The 12,817-nt window shown below is 71.8% G+C and carries 13 protein-coding genes; 2 read left to right on the plus strand and 11 right to left on the minus strand.

Annotated features, from left to right (window positions below):
• Nucleotides 1–55: 55 nt before the first annotated feature.
• The 4 genes from NS354_RS02820 to NS354_RS02835 all read right to left on the minus strand — a co-directional run bounded on the left by NS354_RS02820 (nt 56) and on the right by NS354_RS02835 (nt 6,982).
• Nucleotides 56–1,351 (minus strand): ABC transporter substrate-binding protein, encoded by a 1,296-nt coding sequence (locus tag NS354_RS02820; RefSeq protein ID WP_058593100.1) that lies wholly within the window; start codon nt 1,349–1,351, stop codon nt 56–58.
• A gap of 102 nt (nt 1,352–1,453) precedes the next feature.
• Nucleotides 1,454–2,671 (minus strand): hypothetical protein, encoded by a 1,218-nt coding sequence (locus NS354_RS02825; protein WP_153002091.1) that lies wholly within the window; start codon nt 2,669–2,671, stop codon nt 1,454–1,456.
• 28 nt (nt 2,672–2,699) lie between these two features.
• Nucleotides 2,700–6,479 carry a chromosome segregation SMC family protein gene (locus NS354_RS02830; protein ID WP_058593102.1) on the minus strand — a complete coding sequence of 1,260 codons (3,780 nt, stop codon included), beginning with the start codon at nt 6,477–6,479 and terminating at the stop codon, nt 2,700–2,702.
• A gap of 107 nt (nt 6,480–6,586) precedes the next feature.
• Nucleotides 6,587–6,982 (minus strand): DUF4260 family protein, encoded by a 396-nt coding sequence (locus tag NS354_RS02835; protein WP_241490311.1) that lies wholly within the window; start codon nt 6,980–6,982, stop codon nt 6,587–6,589.
• A gap of 70 nt (nt 6,983–7,052) precedes the next feature.
• Here NS354_RS02835 and NS354_RS13085 point away from each other — a divergent pair, with 70 nt between their 5' ends.
• A complete protein-coding gene (locus tag NS354_RS13085; protein WP_082677866.1) occupies nt 7,053–7,673 on the plus strand; it encodes a chorismate mutase in 621 nt (206 codons plus the stop codon).
• On the opposite strand, the gene NS354_RS02845 is transcribed toward NS354_RS13085, so the two are convergent.
• On the minus strand, nt 7,670–7,930 hold the full coding sequence (locus NS354_RS02845) for a hypothetical protein (protein WP_058593104.1): 261 nt from the start codon (nt 7,928–7,930) through the stop codon (nt 7,670–7,672). The two genes, NS354_RS13085 and NS354_RS02845, sit on opposite strands and share 4 nt — an antisense overlap.
• Before the next feature lie 58 nt (nt 7,931–7,988).
• Between NS354_RS02845 and NS354_RS02850 the strand changes: the two genes are divergently transcribed.
• Nucleotides 7,989–8,516, plus strand: coding sequence for a GNAT family N-acetyltransferase (locus NS354_RS02850; protein WP_058593133.1), 528 nt, complete (start codon nt 7,989–7,991; stop codon nt 8,514–8,516).
• A 49-nt stretch (nt 8,517–8,565) separates the two neighbouring features.
• On the opposite strand, the gene mutM is transcribed toward NS354_RS02850, so the two are convergent.
• The 6 genes from mutM to NS354_RS02880 form a co-directional block, all read right to left on the minus strand.
• On the minus strand, nt 8,566–9,513 hold the full coding sequence (mutM, locus tag NS354_RS02855) for a bifunctional DNA-formamidopyrimidine glycosylase/DNA-(apurinic or apyrimidinic site) lyase (RefSeq protein ID WP_058593134.1): 948 nt from the start codon (nt 9,511–9,513) through the stop codon (nt 8,566–8,568).
• Nucleotides 9,506–10,174 (minus strand): ribonuclease III, encoded by a 669-nt coding sequence (rnc, locus tag NS354_RS02860; protein WP_058593105.1) that lies wholly within the window; start codon nt 10,172–10,174, stop codon nt 9,506–9,508. Before rnc ends, mutM begins: the two co-directional genes overlap by 8 nt.
• A gap of 73 nt (nt 10,175–10,247) precedes the next feature.
• A complete protein-coding gene (rpmF, locus tag NS354_RS02865) occupies nt 10,248–10,451 on the minus strand; it encodes a 50S ribosomal protein L32 (RefSeq protein ID WP_058593106.1) in 204 nt (67 codons plus the stop codon).
• A 13-nt stretch (nt 10,452–10,464) separates the two neighbouring features.
• Nucleotides 10,465–11,085, minus strand: coding sequence for a YceD family protein (locus NS354_RS02870; RefSeq protein ID WP_058593107.1), 621 nt, complete (start codon nt 11,083–11,085; stop codon nt 10,465–10,467).
• A gap of 104 nt (nt 11,086–11,189) precedes the next feature.
• Entirely contained in the window at nt 11,190–11,681 is a 492-nt protein-coding gene (gene coaD / locus NS354_RS02875) for a pantetheine-phosphate adenylyltransferase (RefSeq protein ID WP_058593108.1), read from the minus strand.
• Nucleotides 11,682–11,759: 78 nt separating this feature from the next.
• Nucleotides 11,760–12,740, minus strand: coding sequence for a siderophore-interacting protein (locus NS354_RS02880; RefSeq protein ID WP_058593109.1), 981 nt, complete (start codon nt 12,738–12,740; stop codon nt 11,760–11,762).
• Nucleotides 12,741–12,817 lie beyond the last annotated feature (77 nt).

A 12,817-nucleotide genomic window follows, 5' to 3' on the forward strand; every position in this document is an offset into this window, starting at 1 on the left:
CCCCGGCGCCGAAACGTGCGCCGGGGGCTCTGCGATGCGATCCGCCCCGGTGGGGTTACTCGGTCTCCCCCTCCACGGCCTTCTGGAAGACCGGGTTGTTCGCATCGTCGTACTGGTAGATGCCGATGAACGCCGACGAGGGGTCGTTGTTCTCGTTCAACGGGCCCGTGCCGGCCTTGCCGACGTACTGGATGTCGGAACCGTCCTGGATGAGCTTCGCGCACTCCTCGAACGTCGAGCACTCCTCGCCGCCGTCGGCTCCCGAGACCGCTGCCAGGTTCTCCTGGATCGCCGCGGAGTCGGTCGATTCGGCCTTCTCGGCGGCGAGCGCCACCAGCGTCACGAGGTCGTACGCCTCGGGGGCGTACGTGAAGCTCTCCAGCTCGCCGTCGTACTCGGCCGCGTAGATGTCTTGCAGCTGCTGCTGGAACTCCTCATTCGACTGGGCGCCCGGGATCGACGCCTGCGCGCCCTCCAGCGTGCCGGCCTCGAAGTCGCTCTCGTAGCCGTTGGCGTTGCCGTCGACCAGGTAGAACGTGGAGAGGTCGAGGCCCTGGTTCACGGCCTCGGGCACGATCTGCTTGAACTGGTCGTACGTCACGACGACGATCGCCTCGGCGCCCGAATCCTTCGCGGCCGTGATCTCGGACGCGAACGAGGTCTGCTCGACCGGGAACTCGTTGCCGTCGCCCTTGCCGCCGTAGACCACCTCGGCGCCCGCCGCCTCGACCGTCTCCTGGATCACGTCGCGGAGGCCGAGACCGTACGGGTCGTTGAACGTGAGGAACGCGACGCTCGTGACGCCGTCGGAGACGATCTGGTTGCCGAGCGCGTCGCCCTGCACCGTGTCGGGCGGCGCGGTGCGGAAGTAGTTGGGGCTGATGCCGCTCAGGTCGGCCGAGGTGTTCGACGGGGATCCCATCAGGATGCCCGCCTCCGCGATCCGGTCCACCACGTGCTGGCTGCGGCCCGAGCCCATCGCGCCGAGCACGAACGACGCACCGCTCGCGATCACGTCGTCGGCTCCCGATTCCACGACCGTGAGATCGCTCGCGTCGCCCTCGTTCGCCTCGGCGACGACCTCGACGTCCTGCCCGAGCACGCCTCCCGCCCCGTTGATGTCGGCGAGCGCCTGCGCGATGCCGGCCTGCACGGGCGGCATGAGGAAGCCGAGCGAGCCGGTCTGCGGGAGGAGCGTGGCGATCTGCAGCGCCTCGCTGCTGCCCCCTCCGCCGTCGCCGCCCGACTCCGTCGGCTCGCTCTCGCCGCTCGACGAGCAGCCCGAGAGCACGAGCGCGGCGCTGGCGACCAGCGCGAGCACGCCCACTGATGTCTTGGAGTGAACCTTCATTGGTGCACCTTTCTGAAGCAGAAATGACGCCCCGACGCTGGGGCGTTGCTCCGAGCATAGTCTGCCGGTGCGCCCGGCGAGCACGGGGCCGCCGAGGCGTCATCAACTCGTAATACCGCGGCTCCAGGCGTGGACGTTGACGTGGGTGTTCGGTTCGGAGCGGACCCAGCGCTCGGCGGCGCCGACGGGCCCGACGACATCGTGGAGCCAGAAGGTCGTGTCGGGAGACCACCCGGCGATCACGCCGGCCCGATCGCTGCCGCAGTCGATCGCCCGGCCTGCGAGCCGCAGGTACGCGCTCGTACCGAGGTGCACCCCGTCCCAGTGCTCCGCGACCCGCGACCAGTCGGGCATCACCCACGCGCCAGACCGCCCGGTCGTCTCGCCCCAGTCGTACAGCATCTGCGCGGAGACGTCGAGCGGGTGCGCTGCGCAGAGCGCCGCCCAGTCCGACGCTTTCCTGATGGTGCAGATCCGGGCGTGCGCTGCGGCTCCGATCGGCACGACCGTCGCCCCCTCCGGGCCGCGCCCGTCCTCCTCCAGGTGCAGTGCGACGGGCCCGAACCCCGGAATCGCGCCCGTCGTCGCGAGCACGCCGTGGGGCGGGAACGACCACCATTCGCCCGAGCCGCCCCCCGGGTACTCCTCGAGATCGCGGAGGCTGCGCTGTTCGACGATGCGCCGATCGGCCCTCCACGCGCCCATCGTGGCGCCCGCGTACCGCGAGCTCACGTCTTCCAGGTGCAGCTCGGGCGGGCCCGCGACAGTGTCGCCGCGCGCCGCGTTCGGGTCGCCATCCGGATCGCCCTCGGAGTCGTCATCCGGAATCACGGCGTACTGCGCCGCGGCGGGATCGTCGCGCGACCACCATGCCGCGTGCGGCGACCGAGCGACGACTTCGGCGAAGCGCAGCAGTCCGCGCCGGGCCTCCGGAAGCGAGGCGAGCGCATCGTAGCCCTCGGGCGGCTGCCAGTACCGCGCACCGTCGACGGTGGCGACCAGGGCCTCCAGCAGCAGCGCAGCAGTGAGGTCGGGTAGGGGCACCCGCTCGAACGCGTCGATCGCAGAGGACACGGCTCCGGGTCGACCCGGCCCGTACGGCTGCGGCGGAGCGGTCGAGGCCGCGTCCGCATCCGAGGAGTACCAGACGACGCGCGAGGCGCTTGCGTCGTCCGCGAGCCGCATCGGCGCCATGAACAGGCCGTACTGCCAGCGCTCGACGTCGGGGTGGCCCTCCGGGAGCGCTGCGATCGACGCTCGCGCGAGTTCGAGGCACAAGCGCCGCCCGCGCGGCCCCTCCAGCAATTCTCCCGGTGTCATCGCTCCATCATGCCGCGATGCGGTGCGCTCAGGCCACCTCTCGGCCGACGCGCTGCCCGACGACCGCCGAGATGCCGTCGTGGCGCATCGACACGCCGTAGAGCGCGTCGGCGATCTCCATCGTGCGCTTCTGGTGGGTGATGATGATGAGCTGCGAGTTCTCGCGCAGGCGCTCGAACACCTGCAGCAGCCGCCCGAGGTTGGCGTCGTCGAGGGCGGCCTCCACCTCGTCGACGATGTAGAACGGGCTCGGCCGCGCCTGGAAGATCGCCATGAGCCACGCGACCGCCGCGAGCGAGCGCTCGCCGCCGGAGAGGAGCGACATGCGCTCCACCTTCTTGCCGGCGGGCCGCACCGCGATGTCGATGCCGGTGCGCAGCAGGTCGTCGGGGTCGCTCAGTGCGATCTCCCCCGAGCCGCCCGGGAAGAGGATCGGGAAGACCTCGGCGAACGCCGCCCGCGTGTCGTCGAAGGCGGCCGCGAAGATGCCCTGCATCTTCTGGTCGAGCTCCTCGATGATCGAGAGGAGATCGGCTCGGGTGCGGGTGAGGTCCTGCAACTGCTCGCTGAGGAAGGCGTGCCGCTGCTCGAGCGCGGCGAACTCCTCGAGGGCGAGCGGGTTGATGCGCCCGAGCTCGGCGAGCCGCCGCTCGGCCTTCGCGAGTCGACGCTCCTGCTCGGCGCGCACGAAGGGGCGCCCCGGGGCGTCTGCGGCGGCGGCATCCGCGGCCTCGGTGCCGGCGTCGGCATCGGCATCGGACGCCTCCCCGCGGTCGGCGGCACCGGTGGCGCGTGTGTCGAGCCCGAGCTCGGCCGCGAGCTGCGCTTCGAGGTCGTTCGCGTACTGCGGCGCCTCGGGCTCGCCGTCCTCGGCGGCCGTGTCATCTGCCGCGCCGGGCACTCGGCGTCCGCGCGGTGCTGCCGCGGCGCCGTCGGAACCGGACTCCGGAATCGGCACGTGCGGCCCGTACTCGGCGATCAGCACGTCTTCGACGAGCCCGAGCTCGTTGCCCGAGCGCTCCAGCAGCGCCGAGAGCTGCAGCTTGCGCTCGTAGCTCTTGAGCTCGGCGCCGTGCACCCGCTCGGCGAGCGCCTGCAGCTGCTGCCGCAGGCCCGATTCCTCGGAGCGCAGCAGCGTGAGCTCCTGGCTGTGCTTGGCGCGCTCGCGCTCGGCCTGCTGCTGGGCGAGTCGGGCCTCGACGAGCGAACGGTCGCAGGCGTCGAGGATCGCGGGGAGCATGCCGCCCACGCGCTCTGCCTGCGCCACCTGCCGCGCGCGCAGCACCGCGCGCCGGGCCGCCTCCTCTGCGGCGCGGCGCTCTGCCTCGAACTGCTCGCCGAGCATCGTGCGATGGGCTGCGGCGGCTCGTGCGCGCTCGCGCGCGGTCTCGAGCGCGAGGCGGGCCTCCAGTTCGGCTGCTCGGGCCTGCTCCACCTCGCTCGCGAGGCCGTCGCGCTGGCTCGCGTCGAGGATGGGGCGCGGCTGCGACGACGCCTCCTCGAACGCCTGCGCTGCGCGGTCGGCGTCGTTCGCCGCCTCCACCGCCGACGCGGAGACGGCCGTCAACGCCTGCCGGGCGCGCTCGGCCTCGGCAGTCGCCGCCTCCGCGCGCGTCGACAGCCGGTTGCGCTCCTGGGCGACCTCGGCGAGTCGGGCGTCCGCCGCGCGCAGCTCGGCGAGGGCGCGCTCGGCATCCGCCTTCGCCGTGGCCGAGGCCGTGCGCAGGTCGGCGAGCTCCGCCTCGTGCTCGGCCACGGCGGTGGCGACCTCGATGCGGCGCTGCTCGGCCTGCTCGAGCTCCGCCGTCAGCTCGATGCGGGAGGGTGCGAGGCTCGACCCGCCGCTCACGGTGTGCGACGTCGCGACGTCGCCGTCGTGCGTCACCACCGTGAAGCTCTCACCCGGCCAGTGCCGGCCCAGTTCGGCGGCGGCCGCGAGGGCGGCGTCGAGATCGGGTGCGATGTAGCTGCGCTCGAGCAGCGCCTGTACCCCCGGCGGCGCCTCGAGCACGACGTCGAGCGCTCGGGTCGCCCCGGTGATCACGGGCGGTGCCGCCTGCGCGCCCGCGCCGGTCCCCTGGTCCCCGGCACCGGCGATCACCGCCCGCAGCCGGCCGAGGTCCTCCGCGCGCGCCCGCTCGACGGTGGCGCCCGCAGCCGCGGCGTGCTCCGCGAGCAGGGCATCGGCGAACGCGCCGAGCGCGGCCGCGATCGCGGCCTCCGATCCTTCTGCGACACGCACGTGGTCCGCCACGCGACCGTCGATGCCCGGAGGCGCCTCGGAGAGCAGCGCGGCCGACGCGTCCCGCTGGTCGAGCGACCGCGTCAGCGCACTGACACGCGCTTCGAGACCGGCCAGCTCCTGCGCGAGCTCGTGCACCCGCTCGCGCACCTCGTCGCGACGCTGCTCGGCAGAGGCCTGCCGCTCGCGCGCGACGCGGTACGCCAGATCCTGATCCTCGCCCGAGACCCCGCCCTCGCCGTCGCCCGCATCGCCGAGCTCCTCGCGCTCCGCGAACGCATCGAGCGCGAGACGCGCCTCCTCGGCGCGCGCCTCCGCCTGGGCGAGGGCCTGCTCCCGCCGCTCGACCTCCTGCGCCACGGTGGCGCGCTTCTGCTCCGCCGCCTCGGCGCGCCCGCGGAGCTGCGAGAGCTGCAGGTCGTGCTTCGAGACGAGCGCGCTCTGCGCAGCGATGTGGTCGTCGATCGCGTCGAGCGCCCGCTGCGCCGCCCGCGTCGTCTCGCCAGAACGCTGCCATGCGAGTTCGGCCTCCGGGATGAGGGCTTCGAGGCGCATCGCCTCCGCCCCCGCCTCGTCCACCGAGGATCGTGTCACCCGATGCATCTGCTCCGGGGCCTCCGCCTGTGTCGCGAGGAACGCGAGCCGCTGCTGGGCCTGAGCCGAGAGCCCGCGCAGCTTCGACTGCACCGATTCGAGGCCGATCGTGACGCGTCGCGCCGCATCGAGCTCGTCGCTCTGCTGATCCTGCTCCAGCCGCTGGATGCGCAGCTGCTTCTGCTCGATCTGCTCCTGCAGCACGATGCGCTCGGAGTGCTGCTCCGACTCGTCGCGTGCGAGGGCGTCGAGCTCCGTGCGCAGACGGTGCACGTCGTCGGCGAGCAGCCGCGCCTTCGCATCCCGCACCTCCGCCGCGATGCCCTGCGCGGCGCGCGCGACCTCGGCCTGCCGCCCCAGCGGCTTCAGCTGGCGACGGATCTCACCGGCGAGGTCGCCGAGCCGCGTGAGGTTCGTCTCCATCGCCTCGAGCTTGCGCAGCGTGCGCTCCTTGCGGCGTCGGTGCTTCAGAATCCCGGCGGCCTCCTCGATGAAGCCGCGGCGATCCTCGGCCGTCGCGCGGAGCACCGCATCGAGCTGACCCTGGCCGACGATCACGTGCATCTCCCGGCCGAGGCCCGAGTCGCTCAGCAGCTCCTGCACGTCGAGCAGCCGGCACGACTCCCCGTTGATCGCGTACTCGCTCGATCCGTTGCGGAACAGCGTGCGACTGATCGTCACCTCGGTGTACTCGATGGGCAGCGCCCCGTCGGAGTTGTCGATCGTGAGGCGCACCTCCGCGCGACCGAGGGGGCCGCGCGTCGACGTGCCCGCGAAGATGACGTCCTCCATCTTGCCGCCGCGCAGCGTCTTCGCGCCCTGCTCCCCCATGACCCAGGCGAGCGCGTCGACGACGTTCGACTTGCCCGAGCCGTTCGGCCCGACGATCGCGGTGACGCCGGGCTCGAACTGGAAGGTGGTCGGCTGCGCGAACGATTTGAAGCCCTTGAGCGTGAGGCTCTTCAGATGCACGCCGTCTCCCTCCCGTTCACCCGCGCGAGTGCTGAGGCCTACTGTATGGCACCGCCGCGGTGCGGGGAGCGTGGCACTCCCCCGAGCTGAGGATTCGCGTCGGGCGTCTAGACGACGAAGCCGACCGGGATGATCGTGCCGTCGGCATCGCGGAACCCGAAGCCGAAGGCCCGATCCGCCGCGATGTGCACGAACCAGGCGGCTCCGGCGAGCGCGACGTACACGAACCCGCCATCGACCCCGCCGGTGATGAAGAACGTCGCCACGCCGATCACGAGGAGCGCGATCGGCACCGTCATCGTGTGCACGGTGTTGTACAGGCGCACGCGCGACGGCTTCAGTCGACCCCGCTCCGCGAACGCGCCGACGAGCGAGAGATCGGGGCCGAGCCCGAAGACGAGCGCGACGATCACTGCGGCGGGGCCGAGCGCGATGCACACGAGCACGATCACCGCGAACCAGACGGCGGCGCCCATTCCCCAGCTCAGACGCATGAAGTTCATGCCCCCGAGTCTACGGCCCCGCCGCGCCCGCCCCGTTCACGGCCGGGGCTTGGCCCAGTACCCTGGAGGCATGACCGCACCCGATGCCCTCGCCGACGTTCGCCGCCGTATCGACGCGATCGACCGGCGCATGGTCGCACTGATCGCGGAGCGGCAGGCGTGCGTGGTGCAAGCGGGATCGCTGAAGGCCGATGCGGCGGCCGTGCGAGCGCCCGCCCGCGTCGAGCAGGTGATCGCGCGGGTGCGCGCGCTCGCCGTCGAGCAGGGGGCGTCGCCCGACGTGGTCGAGGCGACGTACCGCGCACTGATCGGTGCGTTCATCTCGCTAGAGCTCGATGTGCACCGCGGGGCGGCCGCGGAGACGGGCGCAGCGGGCTCCGGTGCGGCGACGGTTGCTGCGGAGAATCCCGAGCTCCTGCTGCAGCGCGCGCTCTCCTCGGCGGAGCGGGGTGAGGCGGCTCTCGCGACGAGCGAGCTCATCCGCCTGCTCGACACCGCCTCCGACCTGTCCCTGCGGCTGCGCGCCGCGGTCGTGCTCGGCGAGCTGCTGATCGCCTCGAATCGATCTGCGGAGGCCGAGCTGGTGCTCGCCACCGCTGCGAGCGGCGCGGAAGCCGCGGAGGATCTCGACGACGTGGACGCGGCCGAGCTGGAGCGCGTGCGCGATCTGCTGGACCACGTCCGCCGCTAGCCGGTCGGGGCTGCCTCCTTGGGGCACTGCAGGTAGGTCGGCTTGCCCGGGCCGCCGCGGTCGATGCGGTGGTCGCTCATCGGCTGCCCGCAGATCGGGCACGACGGGTCGGCCGGCGCGATGTACGCGGGCTCGTTCGGGTCGCCGAGCTGCGCCGTGCCTTCGAACTGGTAGAAGAAGCGACGCCAGGCCGCCCAGAATCCGGGCTGGCCGTCCCAGGGAGTCGCATGCCAGAGTCGCCGCTTTCGTTCACGCACGGCCTCAGCCTAACAGATTAGTTCGTGCACGAAGTAATTGGTGCTGGAGAATGGTCTGGTGCACCTCGAGACATCCCGCCTCCGCCTCCGTGAGATGACCACCGCCGACCTGCCGCCCCTCCGCGCCATCCTGCAGGACGACGAGGCGATGAGCGCGTACGAAGGCGCTTTCGATGAGGCGATGACGCTGAGCTGGCTCGACGGGATGCAGAGACGCTATCGGGAGGACGGCTTCGGGCTCTGGGCCGTCGACCTGCGCAGCACCGGCGCGATGATCGGCCAGTGCGGGCTCACGACGCAGCGCATCATGGACGCGGAGGTGCTCGAGGTCGGCTACCTCTTCAATCGTGCGCACTGGCACCGGGGGTACGCCGTCGAAGCCGCACGAGCGGCGCAGCGGTACGCCTTCGCGGAGCTCGGCGCCGACCGCCTCTGGGCCCAGGTGCGCGACACCAACATCGCTTCGATGAACGTCGCGATCCGGCTCGGCATGACCGTCCGCGGGCGCTTCACGAAGCACTATCGGGGCGTCGACATGCCGCACCTCGCGTTCGCGGTGGATCGCGGCGACGCCGAGCCGCACTGAGGGCGCGCGGGCCCGCTTCGCGCCGCGACGGCGGCAGCGCTGCAGGGCATCAGCGCTTGCGCTGGCACCGCGGGCAGAAGTGCGACGACCGCCCGCCGAAGGGAACGCGACGGATCGGCGTGCCGCATCTGGCGCACGGCTCCCCCGCCCGCCCGTACGCGTGCAGCGAGTGCGCGAAGTACCCGGCCTGGCCGTTGACGTTGACGTACTGCGCGTCGAAGCTGGTGCCGCCCTCGCGGAGGGCCTGCGCGAACACCGCGCGCAGCACCGCCAGCAGCTCGTCGGCCTTGCGCGGGCCGATCGCAGAGCCACGGGTGTCGGGGTGCAGCCGCGCGCGCCACAGGGCCTCATCGGCATAGATGTTGCCGACCCCGCTGATGAGGGTCTGATCGAGCAGCAGCTTCTTCACGCCCGTCGCGCGGCTGCGCAGCGCGGCGATGAACCGGGCGTCGTCGAAGGCCGGATCGAGCGGATCCCGCGCGATGTGCGCAGCCTGCGCCGGCACCGCGCCCACGCCGTCGGGCGCGGCCCGCAGCGCATCGAGGGCCAGCGAGCCGAACAGTCGCTGATCGGCGAAGTCCACGCGCAGCTCGCCGTGCTGCGCGTGCTCGATCCACATGCGGATCCGCACGTGGCGGTCATCGACGGCGTCGTGCGCGCGCAGGAGCAGCTGCCCGCTCATGCCCAGGTGGGCGAGCAGCGCGAGCGGCGAGCCGTCCGCCGACGCACCCGACGTCGGTATCCACAGGAACTTGCCGCGCCGCTCGGGCGCGCCGAGTCGGATCCCGGCGGTGCGCCGCTCGAAGTCGGCGCTCCGGGCTGCGGCGGCGGCCTCGCTGAGGGTGACGCCGTGCCCGCCGAGCCCATCGTCCCCGCTCGTGGGGAGGTGCCGCTTGAGGGCGCGCGCATCGCGCACCTCGACGGCGGCGACGCGCGCCCCCGTCACCGCCGGGGCGAGCCCGGCGCGCACGACCTCGACTTCGGGGAGCTCAGGCACGTCGGCGCTTCGCCGGCGTGCGCAGCCGGACCACCGCATCGCGGGCGGCGGCGAGTTCGGCCGCCTTCTTGCTCGTGCCCTCGCCACGACCCGTCACACCGTCGAGCGTCACGCGGGAGGTGTACCGGCGGTCATGATCGGGGCCCGTCCCCGTGGTCTCGTAGGGCGGGTGTGCCAGTCCGCGGCGCGACGCCTCCTGCTGCAGCGAGGTCTTCGGATCGAGCGCTTCGAGCGCGTCGAGGAAGCGGTCGGCGTCGTCGAGCAGCGGCGCGACGAGATCGAGCACGAACGCAGTGGTGGTCTCCGGCCCGGTCGACAGGTACACGGCGCCGATGATCGCCTCGACGGCGTCCGCCAGCAGCGAGTCCTTGTCGCGCCCTCCCGTCAGCTCCTCGCCCTTGCCGAGGCGCAGCAGGTCGCCCAGGCCGAGCCGGCGGGCGACCGAGGCCAGCGCGACGGTGGAGACGAGTGCGGCGCGTCGCTTCGCGAGCTCGCCCTCGCTGAGGTCGGGGAACGTCGTGAAGAGCTCGACGGTGACGGCCTGGCCGAGCACCGCGTCGCCGAGGAACTCGAGACGCTCGTTGTGCGGCGCACCGCCGTGCTCGTACGCCCACGAGCGATGCGTCAGCGCGAGCTGCACCAGTTCGGGGTCGGCCTGCACGCCGAATGCATGGAGAAAGCCGCCGGGGTCCCCTTCCGGGGAGCCCGACGGCTCTGCAACGCTCTGGGTCAACTCAGACGTCGGCGACCTTGCGGCCCTTGTACTCGAGGAAGAGGGCGTTGCCCTGCGAGTCCTCGACCACGCGGGCGCGGTGCGGCAGGCTGTACACGGTGCGACCGTTCTCTTCGGTCTTCACCAGGGTGGGTGCCGAAGCCTTCCACGCCGAACGACGGTGACGGGTGTTCGATCGCGACATCTTCCGCTTGGGAACAGCCATGATGCTCTCTTTCCTACTTGCTTGCGGACTCGGGAGTCTCACCCGAGCCGTGGTCTACTTCAGCCTCGACTGCATTGGTCTTCACCTCGTGAGGTGCCCCTGCATGTTCAGGAGCAGCCGCACCTTCCGGAGCGAAACCCGCCAGCGCCGCCCACCGCGGATCGATATCCGCACTGTTCGGCACTGCAGCCTCGGTGTCGCGCAACTCACCGGACTCGGGATCGAGACCCGGGCAGTCCGGACGACACACAGGCTGGAACGGCAGTGCAAGCACTACCGCGTCTCGGAGCGGAGGTTCAAGATCCACGTGATCACCGTGAACCTCGTACTCGTCGGCCTCCGTAGGAGTATACGCGAAAAGTTCCTGGAACTCGACTTCGAATGGCGTGGTGAACGCTTTCAGGCATCGGCCGCACTCGGCGTGCATCGTCGTCGCCACCTCCGCGGAGACCAGAATCCCCTCGTGCACAGACTCCAGTCGCACGTCGAGATCGAGCTCTGCGCCCTCGCTGATCTCGGCGAGGCCCTCGCCGAACTTCTCCGGCACGGTCAGGGTGCGACTCCGCTCACGCATCTCCCCCGGGCGGTTGATGATGTCGCGGACGTTCTCCTCGTAGACTCGGCTGTTGCTCACCGATCCATTCTACCGCGGCGCGACGCGGAATCCTCGCCCTTCGCGGGCGGCGAAACGCGGGGCGCGCCGGCCCCTGCACGATCCGATCGCGGGGCGGTCGAGCCTCACGCCGGGCGGCGCGCGCCGAGGAAGCGCGCGACGGCCGCGGGCACGTACGGGCTCACATCGCCGCCCATCTCCGACACCTGCCGCACGAGCGTGCTCGACACGTGCGCGTGAGCGGGATCCGGGAGCATGAACACCGTCTCGACATCGGCGAGGCTCCGGTTCATGATCGCCATCGGGGTCTCGTACGACACGTCGATCTGCGATCGGATGCCCTTCACGAGCACCGATGCCCCGACCTCGGTGCAGTAGTCGACGAGCAGGCCGACCGACCAGGAGGCGACCGTGATGTTCTGCGGCGCGCCGGCCTCGTCGAGCGACTTCTGGATCAGCGTCATCCGCTCCGAGATCGGCAGCATCGCGTGCTTGTTGGGGTTGTGCACCACCAGCACGTGCACCTCGTCGAAGATGCCCGCGGCGCGGAGGATGACATCGAGGTGCCCCATCGTCACCGGGTCGAAGGAGCCGGGAACCACAGCGATTTTCGTCATGGCTTCAGCCTAGGGTTCGCCGCCGGATGATTTCTTGAGAATGCACCGAGACGCGCGCGGCGCATGCAGCAGGCACCCTCAGTTCTCGGCGCGCCCGCGGCGCCAGTACCCCATGAAGGCGACGGACTGCCGGTCGATGCCGCGCTCGCTCACCAGGTGGCGGCGTATGGCCCTGATCGCCCCGGCCTCTCCCGCCAGCCACGCGTACCCCTCCGAACGCCGCGCATCGCTCGCGAGGGGCGCGCCCGTCGCCGCGTCCATGCCCGGCACCTCCCAGAGAATCTCCCGATCGATGTCGATCTCCTGCAGTTCGGCGCTCGGCGCGTCTCGCGCCCCGTCACGCGATGCATCATCGGGCGAGGCATCACCCGGGAAGACGTCGCCGAGCGCACGCACCGCCGAGACGAGCGCGGCGCCGCGATCCGACTCGTCGCGCTCGAGCACCGTCAGCTCCAGCCGGCCGTCGGCGCGCAGCTCGTCGGCGTCGAGCAGGGCGGCGTCCGCGGCATCGCCGACTTCGAGGATCACCCGCGCGCACGCAGTCCGATCGAGCGAGGCGAGAATGCCGGCGATCGCCGGGATGGCCGTGTCGTCGCCGACGATGAGGAAGCGGCGGGCGTTGCGCGGCGGGATCCACCCGACGGCCGTGTTCGGGCCCGAGTGCTCGGCGTCGGGGCCGAGGATCGCCATCGCGTCGCCGACCACCGCCTGCTCCGCCCACGCGGAGGCCGGGCCGGGGTCGGCCGCGTGCCGCGCGAAGTCGACCGTCAGCCGCGCGCCCTGCGCATCGCGCTGGAACGCGCGCGGCGTGTAGGTGCGCATGGGCGGCCGATCCTCGTCGGCGAGCGCGCACCATGCCTGATACCAACCGTCGCCGTCTCCGAGCGGCGGGATGACGCCCCGCTCGTTCGGAAGCAGGATCTTGACGCGCTGATCCGTGCCGATGAAGCGGAACCGCTCGAGCCCCGGGCCGGTGAGCACCACGCGCACGAAGCCGGGCGACGGCCGATGCACCTCCGTCACCACGACGTCGAACAGGCGGTAGGCGGATGTACTCACGAGGATCTCCCTGAAAGGTCTGGGGCGTGGGCGGGCGTGGCGCGCACCAGGCGGTGCGCGGGCCGGGCGTGGGCGTT

Origin of the sequence: Leucobacter chromiiresistens, from assembly GCF_001477055.1 — a bacterium.
Taxonomy (GTDB): Bacteria; Actinomycetota; Actinomycetes; order Actinomycetales; family Microbacteriaceae; genus Leucobacter; species Leucobacter chromiiresistens_A.